At 73.2% G+C, this 22,669-nt stretch carries 22 protein-coding genes; 6 read left to right on the top strand and 16 right to left on the bottom strand.

Features of this window, described 5'->3' with window-relative positions; translation table 11 throughout:
- Positions 1-150: 150 nt before the first annotated feature.
- The 4 genes from EV562_RS31010 to EV562_RS30995 all read right to left on the bottom strand — a co-directional run bounded on the left by EV562_RS31010 (position 151) and on the right by EV562_RS30995 (position 2,932).
- Positions 151-843 (bottom strand): ABC transporter ATP-binding protein, encoded by a 693-nt coding sequence (locus EV562_RS31010; protein WP_133890174.1) that lies wholly within the window; start codon positions 841-843, stop codon positions 151-153.
- A gap of 202 nt (positions 844-1,045) precedes the next feature.
- On the bottom strand, positions 1,046-1,798 hold the full coding sequence (locus tag EV562_RS31005; protein WP_052840057.1) for a DUF3710 domain-containing protein: 753 nt from the start codon (positions 1,796-1,798) through the stop codon (positions 1,046-1,048).
- Between the two features lies 1 nt (position 1,799).
- The gene (gene dut / locus EV562_RS31000) at positions 1,800-2,351 is read right to left on the bottom strand and encodes a dUTP diphosphatase (protein WP_133890173.1); all 552 of its coding nucleotides are present in this window, start codon (positions 2,349-2,351) and stop codon (positions 1,800-1,802) included.
- Positions 2,348-2,932, bottom strand: a complete 585-nt coding sequence (locus EV562_RS30995; RefSeq protein ID WP_133890172.1) for a PaaI family thioesterase — start codon at positions 2,930-2,932, stop codon at positions 2,348-2,350. The genes dut and EV562_RS30995 overlap by 4 nt, the downstream gene beginning before the upstream one ends.
- A 57-nt stretch (positions 2,933-2,989) precedes the next feature.
- Between EV562_RS30995 and EV562_RS30990 the strand changes: the two genes are divergently transcribed.
- Positions 2,990-3,454 carry a DUF3093 domain-containing protein gene (locus EV562_RS30990; RefSeq protein WP_133890171.1) on the top strand — a complete coding sequence of 155 codons (465 nt, stop codon included), beginning with the start codon at positions 2,990-2,992 and terminating at the stop codon, positions 3,452-3,454.
- A 109-nt stretch (positions 3,455-3,563) separates the two neighbouring features.
- On the opposite strand, the gene EV562_RS30985 is transcribed toward EV562_RS30990, so the two are convergent.
- From EV562_RS30985 to EV562_RS30970, 4 genes are all read right to left on the bottom strand, one after another.
- Positions 3,564-4,517, bottom strand: coding sequence for a hypothetical protein (locus EV562_RS30985; RefSeq protein ID WP_133890170.1), 954 nt, complete (start codon positions 4,515-4,517; stop codon positions 3,564-3,566).
- A 13-nt stretch (positions 4,518-4,530) separates the two neighbouring features.
- Positions 4,531-4,827, bottom strand: coding sequence for a DUF4193 domain-containing protein (locus tag EV562_RS30980; RefSeq protein WP_003993510.1), 297 nt, complete (start codon positions 4,825-4,827; stop codon positions 4,531-4,533).
- A 405-nt stretch (positions 4,828-5,232) separates the two neighbouring features.
- A complete protein-coding gene (locus EV562_RS30975) occupies positions 5,233-6,477 on the bottom strand; it encodes a HAMP domain-containing sensor histidine kinase (protein ID WP_133890169.1) in 1,245 nt (414 codons plus the stop codon).
- 6 nt (positions 6,478-6,483) lie between these two features.
- The gene (locus tag EV562_RS30970; protein ID WP_003993508.1) at positions 6,484-7,137 is read right to left on the bottom strand and encodes a response regulator transcription factor; all 654 of its coding nucleotides are present in this window, start codon (positions 7,135-7,137) and stop codon (positions 6,484-6,486) included.
- A 426-nt stretch (positions 7,138-7,563) separates the two neighbouring features.
- Between EV562_RS30970 and EV562_RS35220 the strand changes: the two genes are divergently transcribed.
- Positions 7,564-7,737: a hypothetical protein gene (locus EV562_RS35220; RefSeq protein WP_166662077.1), complete on the top strand. Its 174-nt coding sequence runs from the start codon at positions 7,564-7,566 to the stop codon at positions 7,735-7,737.
- Between the two features lie 283 nt (positions 7,738-8,020).
- On the opposite strand, the gene EV562_RS30960 is transcribed toward EV562_RS35220, so the two are convergent.
- Both EV562_RS30960 and EV562_RS30955 read right to left on the bottom strand, forming a co-directional pair.
- The gene (locus EV562_RS30960) at positions 8,021-8,839 is read right to left on the bottom strand and encodes an inositol monophosphatase family protein (protein ID WP_133890168.1); all 819 of its coding nucleotides are present in this window, start codon (positions 8,837-8,839) and stop codon (positions 8,021-8,023) included.
- Positions 8,840-8,847: 8 nt separating this feature from the next.
- Entirely contained in the window at positions 8,848-9,975 is a 1,128-nt protein-coding gene (locus EV562_RS30955; RefSeq protein ID WP_133890167.1) for a ferrochelatase, read from the bottom strand.
- Between the two features lie 174 nt (positions 9,976-10,149).
- Between EV562_RS30955 and EV562_RS30950 the strand changes: the two genes are divergently transcribed.
- Both EV562_RS30950 and EV562_RS30945 read left to right on the top strand, forming a co-directional pair.
- Positions 10,150-11,418 carry an MFS transporter gene (locus EV562_RS30950; RefSeq protein ID WP_133890166.1) on the top strand — a complete coding sequence of 423 codons (1,269 nt, stop codon included), beginning with the start codon at positions 10,150-10,152 and terminating at the stop codon, positions 11,416-11,418.
- Complete coding sequence (locus EV562_RS30945) at positions 11,348-12,697, top strand: D-arabinono-1,4-lactone oxidase (protein ID WP_133890165.1); 1,350 nt, start codon at positions 11,348-11,350, stop codon at positions 12,695-12,697. Before EV562_RS30950 ends, EV562_RS30945 begins: the two co-directional genes overlap by 71 nt.
- On the opposite strand, the gene EV562_RS30940 is transcribed toward EV562_RS30945, so the two are convergent.
- A complete protein-coding gene (locus EV562_RS30940) occupies positions 12,621-13,535 on the bottom strand; it encodes a hypothetical protein (protein WP_133890164.1) in 915 nt (304 codons plus the stop codon). The genes EV562_RS30945 and EV562_RS30940 overlap by 77 nt on opposite strands.
- A gap of 471 nt (positions 13,536-14,006) precedes the next feature.
- Here EV562_RS30940 and sepH point away from each other — a divergent pair, with 471 nt between their 5' ends.
- Positions 14,007-15,065, top strand: coding sequence for a septation protein SepH (gene sepH / locus EV562_RS30935; RefSeq protein ID WP_133890163.1), 1,059 nt, complete (start codon positions 14,007-14,009; stop codon positions 15,063-15,065).
- Positions 15,066-15,171: 106 nt separating this feature from the next.
- On the opposite strand, the gene EV562_RS30930 is transcribed toward sepH, so the two are convergent.
- Entirely contained in the window at positions 15,172-16,023 is an 852-nt protein-coding gene (locus EV562_RS30930) for a sulfurtransferase (RefSeq protein ID WP_133890162.1), read from the bottom strand.
- 252 nt (positions 16,024-16,275) lie between these two features.
- Between EV562_RS30930 and EV562_RS30925 the strand changes: the two genes are divergently transcribed.
- Positions 16,276-17,079, top strand: a complete 804-nt coding sequence (locus tag EV562_RS30925) for a VOC family protein (RefSeq protein ID WP_133890161.1) — start codon at positions 16,276-16,278, stop codon at positions 17,077-17,079.
- A gap of 34 nt (positions 17,080-17,113) precedes the next feature.
- Here EV562_RS30925 and EV562_RS30920 read toward each other — a convergent pair whose 3' ends face one another.
- The 4 genes from EV562_RS30920 to EV562_RS30905 form a co-directional block, all read right to left on the bottom strand.
- Positions 17,114-17,764, bottom strand: coding sequence for a thymidine kinase (locus EV562_RS30920; RefSeq protein WP_133890160.1), 651 nt, complete (start codon positions 17,762-17,764; stop codon positions 17,114-17,116).
- Positions 17,765-17,802: 38 nt separating this feature from the next.
- The gene (locus tag EV562_RS30915) at positions 17,803-18,996 is read right to left on the bottom strand and encodes a nucleotide pyrophosphatase/phosphodiesterase family protein (RefSeq protein ID WP_133890159.1); all 1,194 of its coding nucleotides are present in this window, start codon (positions 18,994-18,996) and stop codon (positions 17,803-17,805) included.
- Complete coding sequence (locus EV562_RS30910; RefSeq protein ID WP_042825364.1) at positions 18,996-19,592, bottom strand: DUF5998 family protein; 597 nt, start codon at positions 19,590-19,592, stop codon at positions 18,996-18,998. Before EV562_RS30910 ends, EV562_RS30915 begins: the two co-directional genes overlap by 1 nt.
- 173 nt (positions 19,593-19,765) lie before the next feature.
- Positions 19,766-22,585, bottom strand: coding sequence for a bifunctional GNAT family N-acetyltransferase/acetate--CoA ligase family protein (locus EV562_RS30905; protein ID WP_133890158.1), 2,820 nt, complete (start codon positions 22,583-22,585; stop codon positions 19,766-19,768).
- Positions 22,586-22,669 lie beyond the last annotated feature (84 nt).

Below are 22,669 nucleotides of genomic sequence, written 5' to 3'. Positions count from 1 at the left end.
CGGTCGGCGCCGAGTGCGCAGCGTCGACCTTACGACCCGCAATCGCGACAAATCGGGGCGGGGTGCGGGTGCCGGCCCGTCCTTGACGGAACCCTGACGCCCAGGGATGCCGTCCGGACCGCGGCGGGATCCGGACGCCGCCCCCGAGCGTCAGTCCTCGACGATCCGCCCGTCCCGCAGCTCCAGCACCCGGTCGGCGAGGCCCAGCAGGGTCGTGTCGTGGGTGGCGACCAGCGCGGTGACCTGTTCACTGTGCACGACGGCGCGCAGCAGCTCCATCACGGAGCGCCCGGTCTCCGCGTCCAGCTGGCCGGTGGGCTCGTCCGCGATCAGCAGGGCGGGCTCGTTGGCGAGCGCACGGGCGACGGCGACCCGCTGCTGCTGTCCGCCGGACAGCTCACCGGGGCGCTGGTTGGCGTGGTCGGCGAGGCCGACGAGGGAGAGCAGCAGCTCGACGCGTTCCTCGCGGGCGCGCGGCGCGGCCCGGCGCAACCGCATCGGTACACCGACGTTCTCGGCGGCGGTGAGGATCGGGAGGAGCCCGAAGGACTGGAAGACGAAACCGACCCGGTCCCGGCGCAGGGCGAGCAGGCCGTCCTCGTCCAGCGTCGCGAGGTCCCGGCCGTCGACCTCGACCCGTCCGGCATCCGGTGTGTCCAGGCCTCCGACGATGTTGAGCAGGGTGGTCTTGCCGGAGCCCGACCGCCCCTTGAGGGCGACCAGCTCACCGCGCGGCACGTCGAAGGAGACGCCGCGCAGAGCGTGTACGGCGGCGCTGTCCCGGCCGTACGACTTCTGAACGCCCTCGACGCGCACCATGGTCTCGGTGACCACCTGGCTCATTCCGCGTCCTCCCCCGTCGTACGCCGTGAAACCGGGCGCCAGTATCGCCGGAGGGGCGGGGGGATTCAACGGCCGGGGCCCGGTCTTCGGGGCGTGCGTGCCACGAGGGCCGCACCCCGCCGGGGATGCGGCCCTCGTGACGCGAGGTACGGCCGCCGGCCGTACCGAGTCGCGTGTCCTCGCCCAGGTCCGGCGACAGGTCCTAGCGGACCTCGGTGATCTCCGGTCCGCGCTGGAGCTGGCCCATGCCGCCGGCGAAGCGGGAGCCCTCCTCCTGCTGGACACCCTCGGGGACCATCTGGGCGTCGTTGGGCAGCTTGAGGACGATCGGGTCGCGGGGGGCCATCGGGCCCTCGCCGCGGACGACGACCGTGTCCCGGAAGATCTGCTCCAGCAGCCCGGCGGCCTGCGGCTGCACCGCGCCCTGGCCCGAGATCACGCCGCGCAGGAACCAGCGGGGCCCGTCCACGCCGACGAACCGCACGACCTGGAAGCCGCCCGTGCCGTCCGGCAGCTGCACCGGGACCTGCGCCCGCAGCTCCCAGCCCAGCGGACCCTCGACCTCGTCGACGATGCCGCCCTGCTGGGTGATGCCGGAGCCGATCTCCTCGCGCACCTCGCCCCAGATGCCCTCGCGCTTGGGTGCGGCGAAGCCCTGGAGCTGGATGGCGCTGTCGCGCAGGACCACGGTCGCGGCGACGATCGCGTCGCCCGCGACCTCCACCCGCAGTTCCATGCCGTCGACCCCGGGGATGAACAGGCCACCCAGGTCGACCCTGCCCTCGCCCGGGTCGCGGACCTCGGTGCTGTCCCAGGGCCCGTCGGGGCGCGGCTCGGGCTCGAGCCGCACGCGTTCGCGCTCTTCGTCCGCCTCGGTGTCGACGCTGTCGACGACCTGCTCGGTCTCGCCGGCCGCGTCCTCGGCGGCATCCCTCTTCTTGCGACGTCCGAACACGTCACTGTCCTTCCCGGTCGGATACGACCGAAGCGTATCGATTCCCACCCGTCGGGCCGCCTTCGGCGACCTGACCGCTTGTGCCGCTTGCACGGTCCAACCCGGCGTGGCCGCCGGTGGACCCGAAGCCCCCCTCGGCCCGCGCCGAGTCGGGAAGTTCCGCGACCTGACGGAAGCGGACCCTCTCGACCTGCTGGACGACCAGTTGGGCAATCCGGTCGAAGCGCTCGAACCGCACGCTCTCGCGCGGGTCGAGATTCACCACGATCACCTTGATCTCCCCACGGTACCCGGCATCGATCGTCCCCGGGGCATTCACGAGGGCGACACCGCAGCGGGCGGCCAGTCCGGAACGTGGGTGCACGAAGGCCGCGTACCCCTCGGGGAGCGCCACAGACACGCCCGTGGGCAGAACGGCGCGTTCGCCGGGCGCCAGCTCGCAGCCGGCGGTGGTGCGCAGGTCCGCTCCCGCGTCGCCGGGCTGCGCGTACTCCGGGAGCGGCACGTCGGGGTCGAGGCGGCGGATCATGACCTCGAGGTCGGCACGGCTCACGGGTTCACCTCGAAGGCGCGGGCGCGGCGGAGCTGGTCGGGGTCGTCCATGGCGGCGCGGATCTCCTCCTCGCGGCCGTTGCGGACGAAGTGCTCGACCTTCACCTCGATGAACAGGGCGTCGGCGCGGACGGCCACCGGGCCGTCGGGACCGCCGATCCGGCCGGTGGCGGTGGAGTAGATCTTCCGGCCGGCCACCGCGGTGACCTCGGCCTCCAGGTACAGGGTCGTGTCCACGGGCACCGGCCGCCGGAAGTCGGTCTCGAGCCGTCCGGTCACCGCGATGGTGCGCAGCAGCCAGTTCAGCGAGCCCAGCGTCTCGTCCAGCGCGGTGGCCAGCACGCCGCCGTGCGCCAGGCCGGGAGCGCCCTGGTGAGCGGGGCGGACGGTGAACTCGGCGGTGATCGACACGCCTTCACCGGCCCGCGCCTGGAGGTGCAGTCCGTGGGGCTGGTCGCCGCCGCAGCCGAAGCACTGCCCGTAGTGGGCGCCGAGCAGCTCGCCGGGGGCGGGCGCGTCGGGGTGCCGTACGGGTTTCACGGCGTCGGCGGGGGGCTGGAGACCTGGGGAAGTACCACTCACAGGCGCAGACCTTACCCGCGCGTCGGCCGAACACCGATACCGTGCCAAGCTTGCTTCATGCAGCTCTCCACGGCCCCGTACGAAGAACGCCTCACCGCGCCCCGTTCCTGGTGGCTGGTCTCCTTCCTGGTGGGGCTGGCGTTCGCGCTGATCCTGCTGCCCTTCGGCACGCTGTCGATGCTGGGCGGCCTCGTGGGCGGCACGGCGGTGGCGGCGGTGGCGGCCAGTTCGTACGGCGCGGTCCGCATCCGGGTCGTGGGCGACTCGCTGATCGCGGGCGAGGCGAAGGTGCCGGTCTCGGCGCTGGGCGAGGCGGAGATCCTCGACCCGGAGGAGGCCCGCGCCTGGCGCACGTACAAGGCGGACGTCCGGGCGTTCCTGCTGCTGCGCGCCTACATCCCGCGGGCCGTGCGCGTGGTGGTCACGGACCCGGAGGACCCGACCCCGTACCTGTACCTGTCGACGCGGGAGCCGGAGCGGCTGATCGAGGCCCTGACGGCGGCGAAGGCGGCGGCCGCGTAACGCGGACCCCCGGCCGGGCCGTCCGTTCCCGCTCGCGCGGGCGCGCGAGCCCGTCGGCGGTCGTCCCTCAGCGGTCGCCTGTCAGCGGTCGTCTGTCAGCGGCCGTCTGTCAGCGGCCGTCTTTGCCGAAGTTTTTCCCGAGGCCGCCGGGGCCGGGTCCGATGCCCTTGGCGACCTCACCCATGTCCAGGGCGTCCTGCGGCCGTTCCAGCGCCGGGAGGCCGTCGAGGGCGCTCCAGGCGACCTGGTGCTTGCGCAGGTCGGTCCGGATTCTCGCCGCCAGCTTCCTGGTGTCCCGGCGGTTCATGACGGCGCCCACGGCCGCGCCCACCATGAAGGGCATCAGGTTGGGCAGGTCGCGCACCATCCGCTTCATGATCTGCTGGCGCAGCTGGCGCTTCATGGGGCTGTTCATCGCCGAGCCGAGGGTCGACGGCTTGGTCACGTCGACGCCGCGCTCACCGGACCACGAGTTCAGGTACGCGGTGCTGCGCTGCGCGAGGCCGCCGGGCGGACGTACGCCGTAGACCTCGTGGAGTTCGGCGATCAGCTTGAGCTCGATCGCCGCGACGCCGGTGATCTCTGCGGCCAGTTCGGTGGGCATCGCGGGCGGTACGGGCAGCATCGCCGCCGCACCGACACCCGCGCCGACGGTCGCCGTCCCCTTGGCCGCGCCGGCCACGAGCCGGTCGGCGAGCTCCTCGGGGCCGAGGCCGGGGAAGTGCGCCCGCAGCGTCGCCAGGTCCCGTACGGGCACGCGGGGCGCCAGGTCGATGATCCGGTCGGCCAGGTGGGCCAGGGCGGCCCTGGCGCGAGCGCCACCGTTGCGGACGCCCTGTCCGGCCCTGCCCCGGAACGCCGCTGCCCTGCGCCGGGCAGCGGGTGCCGGTGGCTGCGTGGTCGCCGGGAGGTCACTCCGGCCGGCCACTGGCTCGAGCGGGGCCGTCCCCGTACCGGCGGGGCCCCGCTCGTCGTCACGCGCGCTGTGCGGACCGTCGAGCGGTCCTTGGTCCGCTTCCCGCCTGGAGAAGCGGCGCTTCCAGGGAGGGGTCGAGCCTGTCACGGCCGACCCCGCCTCAGTCGCAGTCGCGGCAGATCGGCTGGCCGTTCTTCTCCCGGGCCAGCTGGCTGCGGTGGTGCACCAGGAAGCAGCTCATGCAGGTGAACTCATCCTGCTGCTTCGGCAGCACACGGACCGCCAGTTCCTCGTTCGAGAGGTCGGCGCCGGGAAGTTCGAGGCCTTCCGCGGCCTCGAACTCGTCGACGTCGACGGCCGAGGCGGACTTGTCGTTCCGCCGGGCCTTCAGCTCTTCGAGGCTGTCCGAGTCGACGTCGTCGTCGGTCTTGCGTGGAGTGTCGTAATCGGTTGCCATGGTCGCTCTCCCCCTCTGGGTGTCTGCGGTGTCTTCAGCGCACGTAACGCGTGAGAGGCCGGACTTGTGCCCGACCCGAGGCGGAGATTTTGCCTCACATCAAGGTCTGTTACTCAATCGACACCCAACCGGCCCTCTCTCGAGTGATCGGCTTGGATGGCGATGGGGACCGTACACGGTCCGAATGCCGCACGCCAAAGGCGTCTCACCGTGTACTTCCCGTGATCCTGACCCCTGAAAACCGGGATTTTCCCGGCTTTCCGACAGGGTGCATGATCACGGAGAGTAGAGGGCGGGAAAGGCTCGGTTGTGATCGATCACACACGAGACTTCCGGGCCGGTGGCCTGGAAATTCCGCTCAAAGCGAACAACCTCGGGTCTCGGTGGGATGTAGGGGCCATGATCTCAGACGGGCAGCGTCACCCGCATCACGAGGCCTCCGCCCTCGCGCGGCTGCGCGTAGATGTGCCCGCCGTGCGCCCTGGCCACGGACCGCGCGATGGACAGACCGAGCCCGACGCCCTTGTCGCTGCCCGTGCGCTCGGTGCGCAGCCGCCTGAACGGCTCGAAGAGGTTGTCCACCTCGTAGGCCGGTACGACCGGGCCCGTGTTGGTGACCACGAGGACCGCCAGCCCGCCCTCCACGGCCGTGGTGACCTCCACCCAGCCCCGTTCGGCCACGTTGTAGCGCACTGCGTTCTGGACGAGGTTCAGGGCGATCCGCTCCAGCAGGACGCCGTTGCCCTGGACCACCGCGGCCTCACGGGTGCCGCGCAGCTCCACGCCCTTGGACTCCGCCTCGCCGTGCACCTGGTCGATGGCCTGGCCGGCCACCTCGGCGAGGTCCACCGGCTTGCGCTCGACGATCTGGTTGTCGCTGCGGGCGAGCAGCAGCAGTCCCTCGACCAGCTGCTCGCTGCGTTCGTTGGTCGCCAGCAGCGTCTTGCCGAGCTGCTGCAGCTCCACCGGGGCACCCGGATCGGACAGGTGCACCTCCAGGAGGGTGCGGTTGATCGCCAGGGGCGTGCGCAGCTCGTGGGAGGCGTTCCCGACGAAGCGCTGCTGGGCGGTGAAGGCCCGCTGCAGCCGCTCCAGCATGTCGTCGAAGGTGTCGGCGAGCTCCTTCAGCTCGTCGTCCGGGCCGTCCAGCTCGATCCGGCGGGAGAGGTCGGAGCCCGCCACCGCGCGCGCGGTGCGGGTGATGCGGCCCAGCGGGGACAGGACGCGCCCCGCCATGGCGTAGCCGAAGGCGAAGGCGATCACGGCGAGGCCGAGCAGCGCCAGCAGGGAACGGCTGAGCAAGTTGTCCAGGGCGACCTTGCGCTGGTGGTCCATGCAGTCGCTGATCGCCGCGTTGAAGTCGGACAGCGACAGGCCGCCGTTGTCGACCACGGGGCACGTGCTGCTGGAGACCTTGAGGTCGGTGAAGTCGACGATCTTGTACAGCGGTTCGTTGCCGGTGCGCACCGCCTGGGCGGCCAGCAGGTAGATGATCGACAGCAGCAGGATGCCGGCGATCAGGAACATGCCGCCGTACAGCAGGGTGAGCCGTATCCGGATGGTGGGCCGCAGCCACGGCAGGGGCGTGGCCGAGCGCGGGTCCCACGTGGGCTTCGGGGGCGCTCCGGGGGGCGCGGGTGTCGTCGCCACGGCCGGTCAGATCCGGTAACCGGAGCCGGGGACGGTGACGATGACGGGCGGCTCGCCCAGCTTGCGGCGCAGGGTCATGACGGTCACGCGCACGACGTTGGTGAACGGGTCGGTGTTCTCGTCCCAGGCCTTCTCGAGCAGCTGCTCGGCGGAGACCACGGCGCCCTCGCTGCGCATGAGCACTTCCAGGACGGCGAACTCCTTGGGCGCGAGCTGAACCTCCTTGCCGTCCCGGAAGACCTCGCGGCGGTTCGGGTCCAGCTTGATGCCGGCGCGCTCCAGGACGGGCGGAAGGGGGACGCTGGTGCGCCGGCCCAGGGCACGCACGCGGGCGATCAGCTCGCTGAACGCGAACGGCTTGGGCAGGTAGTCGTCGGCGCCGATCTCCAGGCCCTCGACGCGGTCGCTGACGTCACCGGAGGCCGTGAGCATGAGCACGCGCGTGGGCATGCCCAGCTCGACGATCTTGCGGCAGACGTCGTCGCCGTGCACGAGGGGGAGGTCGCGGTCCAGGACGACCACGTCGTAGTCGTTGACGCCGATGCGCTCGAGAGCGGCCGCACCGTCGTACACGACGTCGACGGCCATGGCCTCCCGGCGCAGTCCGGTGGCCACCGCATCGGCGAGCAGCTGCTCGTCCTCGACGACGAGTACGCGCACGTCGCTGGTCCTTCCTGTGTCCACCCGCGTAGCGCTTGTCGGCGCACGAGGGCAGGGGGCTGGTGGGTGTGTTGCCTCCATCCTGCCCTTTTCGGCCATAAGTCGGCTGTAAGGCGGGTGATGAGACGGTGACGAAGAAGGGTGCGGAAAGGCTGCGGGAGCGGGAATGCCGGATTTTCTCGCGCGGTTGAGGTTTCCGCGAAGGGGAGCTGGGGGAGGACGGCTTTACACCCCGCGATCACGCTCTGCCTGTACCGCGTTACCGCGCGGTACGCCGCGGTCCGCTTCCGCAGAGCGGGCGTGGGTGTCCGGCACCGTCGCCGCCCGGCCGGGCTGCGCTGGGCACTCCACCGGAGACGTGATCGTCCCTTTCGACCGGCACACCCCCGTGCCAACGACCCACGACCCAGGACGAGGGGGCGCAGCATGGACGCTTTCACCGCAGGACTTCTGCAGCGCATACAGACGACCGAGTCCGACCTCTCCCGGGCCCGCGACGAGGGCGACGAGTTCCTCGTCGAAGTGGAGCTGGGCGAGCTCGACGATCTGCGCCGCCTTGCCGCCGAGCACGGTGTGGAGGTCAGCGCGACCAACGCCTGATCGGCCCGCGAAAGACGAGGCCCCGGCGAGATCCAGCGCCGGGGCCTCGTCATGCGTACGACGGTGCGGGGACGCGGGCGCGCCGACCTGTACCTGCCCGCGCCGGCCCGCCAAGGGGGGCGCCCCGTGGACGCCGGGCGGACGGCACCTCTGCCGCACCTCGCACCGGACCACGCCGACGGCACCGCGCGCCGGGCCGGATGCGGGCCCGCGCGGCCGGAGGAGCGCCCCCGACGCACCTCCTCGCGCCGGAGCGGCAGCCTGCCTCCGGACCGCCGGAGGGCTACGCGCCGAAGTCCGTCAGGAGCCGCTGGAGGGGTTCGAAGACGGCCGGGGTGGCGGCGATGGTCAGCTCGCCGCCGGGGCGCTCACCGGGGCGTCCACCGGTCACCGCGCCCGCCTCACGGGCGATCAGGTCGCCCGCCGCGAGGTCCCAGGGGTGCAGACCGCGCTCGTAGTAGCCGTCGAGCCGGCCCGCGGCCACGTCGCACAGGTCGATCGCGGCCGAGCCGCCGCGCCGGATGTCCCGGACCAGCGGGATCAGCCGCCGCGCGATCTCGGCCTGCTCCGCGCGGACGTCGGCGACGTAGTTGAACCCGGTGGAGACCAGCGCCTGGTCCAGCGGTGCGGCGGACCGGCAGGTGAGCCTGCGCTCACCCTCCCAGGCGCCCGTCGCCCAGGCGCCGCCGCCGAGCAGCGCGTGGTACGTCTCGCCCCGCATCGGCGCCACGACCACGCCGGCCACCCGCTCGCCGTCCTGCTCGGCGGCGATGGAGACCGCCCAGGTGGGCAGCCCGTAGAGGTAGTTCACCGTGCCGTCCAGCGGGTCGATGACCCAGCGGACGCCGCTGGTGCCCTCGGTGGCGGAGCCCTCCTCGCCGAGGAAGCCGTCGTCGGGGCGCCGGTCGGCGATCATCCCGGTGATCAGCTTCTCCGCCGCGATGTCCATCTCGGTGACCACGTCGATCGGACTGGACTTGGTGGCGGCGACCGCCAGGTCGGCCGGGCGGCCGTCCCGCAGCAGGTCGCCCGCACGGTGGGCCGCCTCCTGGGCGATCTTCAGCAGGTCGGCATGGAGCGGGTCGGGCGTCACGTCGGTCACGGGGCTCCTCACGCGTAGGGACTGTCGGCGCCCGCGGCGGCGGGCCGGGGGGCGCGGGCGGGGCAGCAGCCGACCGGGCACAGGTCGTGGCTCGCGCCCAGGGTCCCGAGGGCGCACGGCACGACGTCCTGCCCGCGCTCGGTGGTGGCCCGCTCCAGGACCAGCTCGCGCACCGCGGCGGCGAACCGGGGGTCGGCTCCCACGGTGGCCGAGCGGCGCACCGGCAGCCTCAGCTCCGCGGCCTTGGCGGTGGCCTCCGTGTCGAGGTCGTACAGGACCTCCATGTGGTCGGAGACGAACCCGATGGGCGCCATCACCACGGCGGGGGCTCCGGCCGTGTGCCGCTCCTCCAGGTGGTCGCAGATGTCGGGCTCCAGCCACGGGATGTGCGGGGCGCCCGAGCGCGACTGGTAGACGAGCTGCCACGGGTGGTCGACGCCGGTGCGCTCGCGGACGGCGTCGGCGATCAGCCGCGCCACGTCCAGGTGCTGGCGCACGTACGCCCCGCCGTCGCCGTGCTCCTCGACCGGCCCCGAGGTGTCGGCGGCGGAGGTGGGGATCGAGTGGGTGCAGAACGCGAGGTGCGCGCCGTCCCGGACCTCCTCCGGCAGCTCGGCGAGGGAGCGGACGACCCCGTCGACCATGGGCTCGACGAAGCCGGGGTGGTTGAAGTAGTGCCGGAGCTTGTCGATCTCCGGCAGCTCCAGGCCCTCTGCCTCCAGCGTGGCGAGCGCGTCCGCGAGGTTCTCGCGGTACTGGCGGCAGCCGGAGTACGAGGCGTAGGCGCTGGTGGCGAGGACCAGGATGCGGCGGCGGCCGTCGCGGACCATCTCGCGCAGGGTGTCCGTCAGGTACGGCGCCCAGTTGCGGTTGCCCCAGTAGAGGGGCAGGTCCAGACCGTGCTCGGCGAAGTCCTTGCGCAGGGCGTCCAGCAGGGCGCGGTTCTGGTCGTTGATGGGGCTGACCCCGCCGAAGAGGAAGTAGTGCTGTCCGACTTCCTTGAGGCGTTCCTTGGGGATGCCGCGACCCCGGGTCACGTTCTCCAGGAACGGGACCACGTCGTCCGGGCCCTCCGGGCCGCCGAACGAGAGCAGGAGCAGGGCGTCGTAGGGGCTGGCATCGAGCACGTCTGGCATGTGTAGATCCTGCCACCCGCCACTGACGGCGAGGAAACGACGGGGTACCGCCCGTGTGTTTCGCCAGGTCCGAGGGGGTGTTTCCGAACGCGGGGGCGAGTAATCTGTATCAGCCGCGTTCACACCTTACGCACCCGCCACCCAGCAGTCACTGAGCCGCTTCCGGAGACCTCGTTGGCCAGTCCCTACCGCGCCCTGTTCGCCGCGCCCGGCACCAAGGGCTTCTCCGCCGCCGGCCTCCTCGGCCGGATGCCGCTGTCGATGATGGGCATCGGCGTGGTGACGATGATCTCGCAGCTCACCGGCCGGTACGGACTGGCCGGCGCGCTGTCGGCCACCATCGCGCTCGCCGCCGCCGTGGCCGGACCTCAGGTCTCCCGCCTGGTGGACCGGTACGGGCAGCGCCGGGTGCTGCGCCCGGCGACCCTGGTGTCGCTGACCGCGGCGGCGGTGCTGCTGCCGGCCGCACACTACGGGTGGCCGGACTGGGTGCTGTTCGTCGCCTGCGCCGGCATCGGCTGCGTGCCGAGCCTCGGCGCGATGGTCAGGGCCCGCTGGGCGGCCCTGTACCGGGGCACGCCGCAGCTGCACACCGCGTACTCCTTCGAGTCCGTGGTGGACGAGGTCTGCTTCATCTTCGGCCCGATCATCTCCATCGGCCTGTCCACCGCCTGGTTCCCGGAGGCCGGTCCGCTGCTCGCCGCCTGCTTTCTCGCGACCGGCGTCTTCTGGCTGACCTCGCAGCGCGCCACCGAGCCGGAGCCGCACCCGCGCGAGCACAAGGGCGGCGGCACCGCGCTGCGCTCGCGGGGCCTCCAGGTCCTGGTCGGCACGTTCGCGGCCACGGGGACGATCTTCGGGGCCATCGACGTGGTCACCGTCGCGTTCGCCGAGGAGGAGGGGCACAAGGCCGCCGCCAGCCTCGTCCTCGCCCTCTACGCGGCCGGATCGTGCACGGCGGCCATGGTCTTCGGGCTGCTGCGCTTCGCCGGACCGCCCGAGCGCCGCTGGCTCCTGGGCGTGTGTGCGATGGCCGTGAGTATGATCCCCCTCCTACTGGTCGGAAACTTGCCGCTTCTGGCCGCGGCGCTGTTCGTTGCGGGTCTGTCCATCGCTCCCACGATGATCACGACGATGTCCCTCATCGAAGAGCACGTACCACGCACGCAGCTCACCGAGGGCATGACCTGGGTGAGTACCGGACTCGCGGTCGGGGTCGCGCTCGGCTCCTCCGCGGGTGGCTGGGTGATCGACGCTTCCGGGGCGCGTGCCGGGTACGGGGTTCCGGCGGTGGCCGGGGTCGTCGCGGTCGCGGTCGGTTTCCTCGGGTACCGCCGGCTCAAGCGGCCGGAACCGCGTCGGGGAGGGACCGTTGAGCAGCACACGCACGGCGAACGGCAGGAAGAGCGGAAGGCCGGGCGGCCGGAACGGCACCTGGCGTAACTGGGGCGGCAACGTCTCCGCGCGCCCCGCGCGGGAGGTCGCTCCCGCCTCCGTCGACGAACTGGCCGGCGCCGTCCGCAGGGCGGCCGAGGACGGGCTGCGGGTCAAGCCGGTCGGCACCGGGCACTCCTTCACGTCGATAGCCGCGACGGACGGCGTACTGATCCGCCCTCACCTGCTGACGGGCATCCGCGGCATCGATCGCGACGCCATGACGGTCACGGTCGAGGCGGGCACCCCGCTCAAGAGGCTCAACCTGGCACTCGCGCGGGAGGGCCTGTCGCTGACGAACATGGGCGACATCATGGAGCAGACGGTGTCCGGGGCCACCAGCACCGGCACCCACGGAACGGGCCGGGACTCCGCCTCGATCGCCGCCCAGATCCGCGCTCTCGAGCTGGTCACGGCGGACGGCTCGGTGCTGACCTGCTCCGCGGACGAGAACCCCGACGTGTTCGCCGCCGCCCGGATCGGCCTCGGCGCGCTCGGCGTCGTCACCGCGATCACCTTCGCCGTCGAGCCGGTCTTCCTGCTCACGGCCCGCGAGGAACCGATGCCGCTCGACCGGGTCCTGGCCGACTTCGACGAGCTGTGGTCGGAGAACGAGCACTTCGAGTTCTACTGGTTCCCGCACACCGGCAGCACCAACACCAAGCGCAACAACCGCAGCGCCGGCCCGGAGCAGCCGGTGGGCCGGTTGCAGGGCTGGCTGGACGACGAGTTCCTGTCCAACGGCCTCTTCCAGGCGGTGAACTGGGTCGGCCGCGCGGCGCCCGCCACCGTCCCGGCGATCGCCCGGGTCTCCAGCAGGGCACTCTCCGCACGGACCTACACGGACACGCCGTACAAGGTCTTCACCTCCCCGCGCCGGGTGCGGTTCGTGGAGATGGAGTACGCCGTCCCGCGCGAGGCCGTCGTCGAGGCGCTGCGCGAGTTGAGGGCGATGGTCGACCGGTCGCGGCTGCGGATCAGCTTCCCGGTCGAGGTGCGCACGGCGCCGGCCGACGACATCACGCTGTCCACCGCATCGGGGCGCGACAGCGCGTACATCGCCGTGCACATGTTCCGGGGCACGCCCTACCAGGCGTACTTCACCGCCGCGGAACGCATCTTCACGGCGTACGAGGGCCGGCCGCACTGGGGCAAGGTCCACACCCGGGACGCCGAGTACTTCTCCCGGGTGTACCCCCGCTTCGGCGAGTTCACGGCACTGCGGGACCGTCTTGACCCGGAGCGTCTGTTCCTGAACGACTACTTGCGCCGGGTGCTGGGGCCGTAGCCGACGCGCCCGGGTCCGGGGTCGCGGAGTCACCGGCGTCCTCGTCGCCGGTGGCGTCCGGGGTGGGCGCGGGACCGGAACCCGTGCCGCCGTTCTCCGTACCGCCGCTCTCCGCGGCGCCGCCGTCCGCGCTGCCGGAGGGGGTGGAGGCGGGGGCGTCGTTGCCGGAACCGGAGTCCTTCGGGTCACCCGTGTCACGGGGACCCTCCGAACCTCGGCCGTCCGGCGCGTCGTCCGAGTCGCCGGAACCGCCCGAATCCGCCGCGGACTCGTTGTGACCGGTGAAGGCGCTTGTCACGGTGGTGCTGTGGCCGCCGCTCAGGCTCTGGCCGGAGGCGACCTCGTACGCGGTGATCCCGGCCATGGTCACGCCGAAGACGAGGGCGGCCGCGACCAGCGGGCGCCGCCAGCTCTTGACCCGGGCGCGGTAGACGGTGCCCGCGGTGAACCCGCCGCCGGGCCCCGGCTCCGGCCCGGCACCCGGGCCCGAGGCCGAGGTCGGGGTCGAGGCCGAGGTCGAGGGTGAGGTCGGCGCCGCGTCGGAGACCGAGACGGCACGCCCCGCGGTCCGCACCGTGGCGACGGTGCGCTTCACCCGGATCTGCTCCCCGGTGCGCTTGAAGAAGTGCTGGAGCACCGAACCGCCGCAGGTGGCGACGACACTGATCAGACCGGCGCCGACGATCGTGCCGTAGACGCCGAAGGAGGAGGCGAGTTTGGCGGCCACCACCGCTGCCAGGGCACTGCCCGCCACCTGGGGCACGCTCAGGTCGATCCGCTTGGACTCCCCCTTCGAACCCACGTCCGCCTCACCTGCGCCATCGGACCTTTCACGCATCCTCGGACCTTGCCTTCCTTTCCCCTACGGGAGCGATCAACTGCACGAGAAAGGGACGCGCGACCGAAACCATTAGTTCCGTTTCTGGTGATTGCGTGAAGTACGCCACGTTCAAGATCGCGGGATCCGCGCCGGCGACGGCCGGGCGTCACCTCTTGACGGAAGTCGGACGGCGCGCCAATCCACGCACGTGGCCCGAATGGAGTACTGTTGCGAGCCCTGGAGCCGGACTCCCGACGGGGGCCCGGCCCCTCGAAGGACCGCCGGGAGGGGGCTAGTTGCACAGGGTGACGGAGTTGGTCACTCAGCGTTGCGAATAGGTAACCGTGCCATAACGGCGATCCAGGGCCCGCGCCCGACACGCCGGGCAACTCGGCAAGGTTGTGGCAGCCTGCACCCGGGCAGGCCACACTCGACAGAGCGGAAGCAGCGACGCACGTGACGTCGGCAGGCACCACCCGGGAGGTCCCCATGCCCGAACTGCGTGTCGTGGCCGTCTCGAATGACGGCACACGGCTGGTGCTGAAGGCTGCGGACAGCACGGAGTACACGCTTCCGATCGACGAGCGACTCCGGGCCGCCGTGCGCGGCGACCGTCCCCGCCTCGGCCAGATCGAGATCGAGGTGGAGAGTCATCTCCGCCCCCGCGACATCCAGGCACGTATACGAGCCGGCGCGACCGCCGAAGAGGTCGCCCAGATGGCCGGCATCCCCGTCGATCGCGTACGGCGTTTCGAGGGTCCCGTGCTGGCCGAGCGCGCCTTCATGGCGGAGCGGGCTCGCAAGACCCCCGTCCGCCGTCCCGGCGAGAACTCCGGACCACCCCTCGGCGAGGCCGTCCAGGAGCGGCTGCTGCTGCGCGGCGCCGACAAGGACACCGTCCAGTGGGACTCCTGGCGCCGCGACGACGGCACCTGGGAAGTGCTGCTGGTCTACCTGGTCGCGGGCGAACCGCACTCGGCGAGCTGGACGTACGACCCGCCCCGGCGGCTCGTGCAGGCCGTCGACGCGGAGGCACGCGCGCTGATCGGCGAGTCCGACGACCTCGCCGCGGCCGAGCCCAGCTTCCCGTTCGTGCCGCGCATCGCCAGACTGCCGCGCGACCGGCCGCTGGACCGCACCCTCGACCGGGAGCAGCGCGAGCGGCCGAGTCTGCCCCCGCCGCCGGCCGAGCCGGCCGACGACACCGTGATCACCGCCTCGGCCGAGCGTGAACGCGACTCGCTCACCAGCCTGCTGGAGGCCGTACCGAGCTTCCGTGGCGACCTGGTGGTGCCCGAGCGCGCTCCCGACCCGGTCGAGGAGCCCGTCGAGGAACCCGAGGTGGAGGAGCCTCCGGCGCCCGCGGCGTCGGCCGGGTCCGCCTACGCGGACGTGCTCATGCCGCGGTCGGTGGCCAGCCACCGCGACCGCCTCACCGGTTCCACCGACCGCCAGGCCGAGGCCGACGGCGTCCGCCCGGGCCGCCGCGCGGCGGTGCCGAGCTGGGACGAGATCGTCTTCGGGACACGGCGCAAGAAGCAGGAGTGACCGGGCCCCGCCCGAGGTGAGTGAAGGGGGCGGGGGCCGCGCCCGTGCGGGCGCGGCCCCCGCCCCCTTCAGCGTCACGCCTTGACCGCGACCGCCGGGCGCTGTCCTACTGCGGGTCGGGACCCACCGCGACCGGCCGGCCCGGGTCCGAGGACCACTCGGACCACGAGCCCACGTACAGCGCCGCCGGAATACCGGCCACCGCCAGGGCGAGCACCTCGTGGGCACCCGACACGCCCGAACCGCAGTACACGCCGACCGCGCCGTCCTCCGTGGCGCCCAGGGTCTTGAACCGCGCCCGTAGTTCCTCGGCGGGCAGGAAGCGGCCGTCGGGAGCCACGTTGTCGGACGTGGGCGCGGACACGGCGCCCGGGATGTGTCCGCCGACCGGATCGATCGGCTCGACCTCGCCCCGGTAGCGCTCCCCCGCGCGGGCGTCGAACAGCACCCCGGACCGGGCCAGCGCCGCGGCCCCGTCCGCGTCCAGCAGTCCCGCCGCGCCCGGCGCCGGCGCGAAGTCGCCCGGTGCCGGAGCCGGCACGTCCGTCGACAGCGGCGCCCGCCAGGACGGCAACCCGCCGTCGAGGACCCGCACGTTCGGGTGACCCGTCCAGTGCAGCAGCCACCAGGCCCGCGCCGCCGCCCACCCCTGTCCGCCGTCGTAGACGACGACCGGCCGCGCCCGCGACACACCCGCCCGGCGCATCGCGTCGCCGAACTCCCCGAGATCGGGCAGTGGGTGCCGCCCGCCCGCGCCGGGCGCGGAGGCGAGTTCCCTGTCCAGGTCCACGAAGACGGCACCGGGGAGGTGCCCGGCCGCGTACGCGGCCCGGCCGTCGAACGTCGGGGCGCCGGCCGCCTTCGCCGTGCTCAGCTGCCAGCGGACGTCGAGCAGGACCGGCGGGTGCGCGTCCGCCAGTTCGTCGGCGAGTTCGGATGCGGAGATGATGGCGTTCATGGCTCCATCCTGGCCTACCGAGTGGCCGAGGCGTCGATGTCCGGCTACTCTGCCCGCCGGACAGTACCGGTCACGAGGCGTACGGGTTCGGGCACATGCTGTACTGCCCGGGCAGGGCGGGCTGCCCTCACACGCGCGAACATGCCCGAAGCCCCGCACCGGATCCGGTGCCGGCCTCGGTGCGCAGGCCGCGCGAGCCCGTCGGAGCGGAAGCGGACGCACGGCCCGCGAAGGGTCGAGAAGAGGGTGACGATGACCGACGCACGGGGATCGGACGGCCGGACCGGCGAGACGAACGCCCGGCGCGCGCCCGGCACACCCTGCTGGGTGAGTCTGATGGTGCACGGACCCGCGGCCACCCACGACTTCTACGGAGCCCTGTTCGGCTGGGAGTTCCGGCCGGGTCCCCAGCAACTGGGCCCGTACGCGCGGGCCCTGCTCGACGGGCGGGAGGTGGCCGGCATCGGGCAGCTGCCCCCGGACCGGCAACTGCCCACCGCCTGGACCCCGTACTTCGCCTCCGACGACGTCGACCGGACGGCCGCGACGGTGCGCCTGTGCGGCGGCACGGTCGGCGTCGGCCCGCTCGACGCGGGTGAGGCGGGCCGCCTGGCCCTCTGCTCCGACCCGTCGGGCGCCGTCTTCGGCATCTGGCAGGCGGCCGCCCACCTGGGCGCGGCCGTCACCGGTGTGCCCGGCACGCCGACGTGGAACGAGTTGCTGACCTACGAGACGGCGAGCGTCGCCACGTTCTACGAGACGGTGTTCGGCTTCGAACCGGTCCCCGAGCGCTCCACCGGCCGCGACCACGTCACCCTGCGCCTGGGCGGCCACCCCGTCGCCGGTGTCCACGGCGTCGGGGACACCCTGCCGCGCGACCGGGGGCCGCACTGGATGACGTACTTCGAGGTGGCCGACACGGACGCGTCCGTCGCGCGGCTCGTCGACCTGGGCGGGCACGTCCTCACCCCGGCCCGGGACACGCCCCACGGCCGGGCGGCGACGGTGGCGGACCCGGAGGGGGCGCGGTTCACGCTGCTGCACGGCGACCGGTGAGCCGGGCGGCCACGGCCGGTGCGGCAGGCGGGCCTCAGCCGGACGACACCGGCAGCACGTCCGGCGACAGCGCCGCCGCGCGGGCCGTCGCGGCGGTCGTACGGCGGCGGTGGTGACGTCGGCACAGCACCTCGTAACCGATCTCGTCGGGGGACTGGGCGACGTCGCCGACGACCACCTGGGCGCCCTCGACGACCATCACGCCGCCCACGGTCCGGGCGTTGTGCGTGGCGCGGGCGCCGCACCAGCACAGGGCCTCGACCTGGAGCACCTCGACCCGGTCGGCCAGTTCCACCAGGCGCTGGGAGCCGGGGAAGAGCTTGGAGCGGAAGTCGGTGGTGATGCCGAAGGCGTACACGTCGACGTCGAGGTCGTCCACCACGCGCGCGAGCTGGTCGATCTGCTCCGGCGCGAGGAACTGCGCCTCGTCGGCGATCACGTAGTCCACCCGGCCGCCCTGCGAGAGGTGATCGACGATGTGGGCGTACAGGTCCTGGCCGTCCCCGACCTCGACCGCGTCGGTGACCAGGCCGAGGCGGGAGGAGAGCTTGCCCTCGCCGGCGCGGTCGTCGCGGGTGAAGATCATCCCGACCAGGCCGCGCGCCGAGCGGTTGTGCTCGATCTGGAGAGCCAGTGTCGACTTCCCGCAGTCCATCGTTCCGGAGAAGAACACCAGCTCGGGCATGAGGGGTCGGGCACCTTTCGGCGGAGGGGGCTTGCGGGTCAGGAGCGTACTTCGAGCAGCGGGACGAGCTGTTCGGCGGGGGTCATCGAGCCGTGGTTGCCGACCATCGCCGACTCCTTGGGCTCCCGCTCGGAGGCGATGAGCAGGACGTCGTCGCGCGCGGCGGCGACCACGTCGCCGATGCGCTCGTACACCCGGTCGTCGATGCGGGGGCCGAACCAGCCCGCCGCGACCGCCTCGTCCCGCGAGGCGACCCAGAACTGCTCGCCGAGCACCTCGCGCCAGCAGGTCAGCACGTCGTTGTGCGCGCCCGGGACGGCGTAGACGTGCCGGGCGCGGCCCTCGCCGCCGAGGAGGGCGACGCCCGCCTTCAGCTCCCAGTCCTCGTCGAAGTCGATGCGGTGGTCCTCGTCGAACGGCACGTCGATCATGCCGTGGTCGGCGGTGACGTACAGGGCGCTGCGCGGCGGCAGCTGCTCGGCGAGGCGCTGGACGAGCCGGTCGACGTGCCCGAGCCGGCCGCGCCAGGTGTCGGAGTCGACGCCGAAGCGGTGGCCGGCGCCGTCGACCTCGGCGTAGTAGGTGTAGACGAGGGCGCGGTCGGCGCGGGCCAGCTGCTCGGCGGCGCAGTCCATCCGGTCCTCGCCGGACAGGCGCCCGTGGAACTCGCCGCCGCTGAGCGCGACCTTGGTCAGCGGGGTGTTGGCGAAGGCCGGGGAGGAGACCTGGGCGGCGTGCACACCCGCCTCGTGGGCGAGGCCGAAGACGGTCGGGTACGGCTGCCAGGGGCCGGGCGCGGTCCACGGCTGCCAGCGCAACTGGTTCATCAGCGCGCCGGTGGCGGGATCGCGCACCGTGTAGCCGGGCAGGCCGTGGGCGCCCGGCGGCAGTCCGGTGCCGACGGAGGCGAGGGAGGTGGCGGTGGTCGCCGGGTAGCCGGCCGTGATGGGGCGCCCGGTGCCGCCGCGCGAGCTGTCCAGCAGCGAGCTGAGGAAGGGGGCGTGGTCCGGGTGGGCGCGCAGCTGCTCCCAGCCGAGGCCGTCGATCAGGAAGACGCAGTTGCGGTCGGCCGGGGTCAGCTCGGTGATGCCCGCGGTCATGCCGGGGACGCCGAGGCCGGCGGCCAGGGTGGGCAGCAGGTCGGCGAGGGAGCCCGTGCCGTACTCGGGTACGGGGGCGGAGTCGACGGGGAGCGGTTCCGGGTGGGTGTCCCAGGCGGTGTGCTGCACCATCAGCGGGCGGAGTCGGCGGTCGCCTCGGACAGGGCCTGGGCGAAGGCGAGCGCCTGGCGCACCGTCTCGGGTCCGTCGCCGGCCTCGCTGACGCGCAGGCTCAGGTCGTCGGCCGTCGAGCTGCCCGTGTAGCCGTGGTCGGCCTCGCAGTTGGGGTCGCCGCAGGCGGCGGGCTCCAGGTCGAGGCGGGAGACGGCGCCCCAGCCGATGGTCAGCACGATCTCGCGGGGCAGCGTGCCCGGCTTGTACTGCTCCGGGTTGGCGACGACGCGGCTGACGACGATGGACGAGATCCGGCCGAGCTTGACGGACTCCGTGGACGTCGTGGCGTACGGCGTCGGGGAGGTGTCGTCGGCGGCCTGCTCGTCGGTGTGGCTGACGATGAAGCGGTTGCCGGTCAGGACCAGCACGGTCACGTGCCGGCGCACCTCGTTCTGGTCGAACGTCGTCTCCTGGTGGACCAGGTACGACCGCACGGGCTCGCCGCCCACGGCGGCCTCCACCGCCTCGGCCACGAGGGCCGGGTAGTAGCCGCTGCGCTCGATCGCCGCTCGCAGCCCCTGGGTCGTCGTACTGGTCTTGGCCATGCCGTCCATCCTACGGGGACCCACTGACTGCGAGGGACGCTCCCGCGGTACCCGTCCCGGGCCGAGCGCGGGCCGTGCTCGGGGACGTGCACGGGCCCACGCCCGGCCGCGCCCGGGAGGTCACCCGGGTCCTGCTCGGGCCGTCGCCGCGCCGCGGCGGGCCGTCGCCGGGTCCCGGCGGGTCAGTAGGCCGGCAGGGTGCGCGGGCCCAGGTCGTCGCGGGCGGGAGGGGGCGCGAGGCGGACGGAGGCGCCGAGGACGCTCAGGCCCTGCGGGGCGACCACGACCGGTTCCAGGGTGACGGCGACGACCTCCGGGTGGTCGTCGACCAGCCGGGAGACCCGCAGCAGCAGCTCCTCCAGGGCCGCCGCGTCGACGGGGGCCGAGCCGCGCCAGCCGAAGAGGAGGGGTGCCGTGCGCACCGAGCGGATGAGCGAGGTGGCGTCCCGGTCGGTGACCGGGATCAGCCGGTGCGCCATGTCGCCGAGCAGCTGCGTGGCGGCGCCGGCGAGCCCGAAGGAGAGCACCGCTCCCGCCGCCGGGTCGATGACCGCCCGTACGACGGTGTCGACGCCGCGCGGGGCCATGCCCTGGACCACCGGGCGCAGCTCCTCGGGCTTGCCGAACAGCTCGGACAACTCGGCGTAGGCCCGCCGCAGTTGCTCCTCGTCGGCGAGGTCGAGGCGTACGCCGCCCAGGTCGGCGCGGTGCCGCAGGTGGGGGGCGGTGGCCTTGAGGGCGACGGGGTAGCCGAGGGTCCGCGCGGCGGTCACGGCCTCGTCGGGGGTGGGGGCGGGCAGCGCGCGGTGGACGTGGACGCCGTACCTGCCGAGCAGCTCACAGGTCTCCTCGGCGCCGAGGGTGAGCCCCTGTCCGCGGGCGAGGAGGCCCGCGATCTGCCCGGCGGCGCCCTTCTCGTCGATGTCCTCGTACTCGGGCACCTTGCCGGGGTCGGCGGCCTCGCGTCGCCACTGGGCGTAGGCGACGGCCTGGCCGAGGGCGCGGACGGCGCGCTCGGCGGCGGGGTAGGCGGGGATGAGGTGGGCACCCTCCGGGGCGCGGACGGCGGGCCGCTGCTGGGCCGGGGCGGCGGGCGCGGCCTCCTCGGCGGGTCCCGGGGCGGCCTGCGGGGCGGTGCTCGCCGCCGCCGACAGGGCCTCCGCCAGGCCGCCCAGTTCGACGTGGACCACGAGGACGGGCTTGGTGGGGACCGCGGCCGCCGCCGAGCGCAGGGCCTCCGCCAGCGCGGCGTCCCCGGCCGCCCCCTCCCCCACCGTCGGGATGGCGGTGACGACGACCGCGTCGCACGTGTCGTCGGCCAGGGCCCGGGACAGGGCCGCGTGGAAGTCGTCGGCGGAGGCGGCCGTCGTCAGGTCCAGCGGGGGGTGCGGGCGCAGTCCTTCGGAGAGGCACGCGTCGTAGGTGAGCAGTCCCAGGGACTCCGAGTTGCCCAGGATGGCCACCCTCGGTCCGGCGGGCAGCGGCTGGCGGGCGAGCAGCAGTCCCGCGTCGACCAGGTCGGTGATGGTGTCGACGCGGATCACGCCGGCCTGCCGCAGCAGCGCGGAGACCGTCGCGTGCGGCAGCCGCGTCGCCCGGACGGCGTGTCCCTGCGGCGCCACCCCGCCGTGCCGGGCGCCCTGCACCACGACCAGGGGTTTGGCGGCCGCGGTCCGCCGGGCCAGGCGGGTGAACTTGCGCGGGTTGCCGATGGACTCCAGGTACATCAGCGCGACGTCGGTCTCGGGGTCGTCGTACCAGTACTGGAGGACGTCGTTGCCGGAGACGTCGGCGCGGTTGCCGGAGGAGACGAAGGTGGAGACGCCGGTGTGGCCGGTGACCCCGCCGCCGCGCCGGTGCAGCCGGGAGAGCAGGGCGATGCCGATGGCGCCGGACTGGGCGAACAGGCCGATCCGGCCGGGGCGCGGCATCTCCGGGGCGAGGGAGGCGTTGAGCCGCACGCCCGGGGAGGTGTTGATGATCCCGAAGGCGTTGGGGCCGATGATCCGCATACCGTACGAGCGCGCCTGCCGCACGAGGGCGCGCTGCCGCTCGCGTCCCTCGGGACCGCTGTCGGCGTACCCGGCGGAGATCACCACGAGCCCCTGCACGCCGTGCTCGCCGCAGTCGGCGACGGCGTCGGGGACGCGCTCGGCGGGCACGGTGACGACGGCGAGGTCGACGGGCCCGTCGATGTCGCGCACGGAGCGGCACGCCGGGACCCCGTCGAGCTCCTTCCGGTCCTCGGGGAAGGCCCTGTTCACGGCGTACAGGCGGCCCGTGTAGCCCGCGTCCCGGATGTTGCCGAGGATGCTGCGGCCGACGCCGCCCGGGGAGCGGCCGGCGCCGACGACCGCGACCGAGCCGGGCTGCAGCAGCCGCTGGACGGACCGGGCCTCCGCGCGGTGCTCGCGCGCGTACTGCACGGCGAGCGAGCGGTCGGTGGGTTCGAGATCGAATTCCAGGCGGACCACGCCGTCCTCGAAGCTCCGCTTCTGGGTGTACCCGGCGTCCATGAAGACTTTGATCATCTTGTTGTTGGCGGGCAGCACCTCGGCGGCGAAGCGGCGGATGCCGCGCTCGCGGGCCACGGCGGCGATGTGCTCCAGGAGGGCCGAGGCGACGCCGCGCCCCTGGTGGGCGTCCTGGACGAGGAAGGCGACCTCGGCCTCGTCGGCCGGTGCGGGGGCGGGCGTTCCGCCGGCGCCGATCCGGTCGTAGCGTACGGTGGCGATGAACTCGCCGCCGACGGTGGCCGCGAGTCCCACCCGGTCCACAAAGTCGTGGTGCGTGAAGCGGTGGACGTCCTTGGCGGACAGGCGAGGGTACGGCGCGAAGAAGCGGTAGTACTTCGACTCGTCGGAGACCTGCTCGTAGAAGCTGACCAGGCGCTCGGCGTCATCAACGGTGATGGGGCGGACGCGCGCGGTGCCGCCGTCGCGCAGCACCACGTCGGCTTCCCAGTGGGCGGGGTACTCGTGCCGGTCCGACGAGGTCTGCATGGGCCCCAGACTACGGCTCGCGTACGACAACGGCGCGGGGCAGTCTGTGGAGGACGGAGACTCGGACCGAGGCCGCGGTCCGAC

The organism is Streptomyces sp. BK208 (assembly GCF_004364245.1).
Taxonomy (GTDB): Bacteria; Actinomycetota; Actinomycetes; order Streptomycetales; family Streptomycetaceae; genus Streptomyces.
The sequence above is the reverse complement of the archived record's forward strand: the minus strand, read 5'-3'. Positions and strand labels throughout refer to the sequence as shown.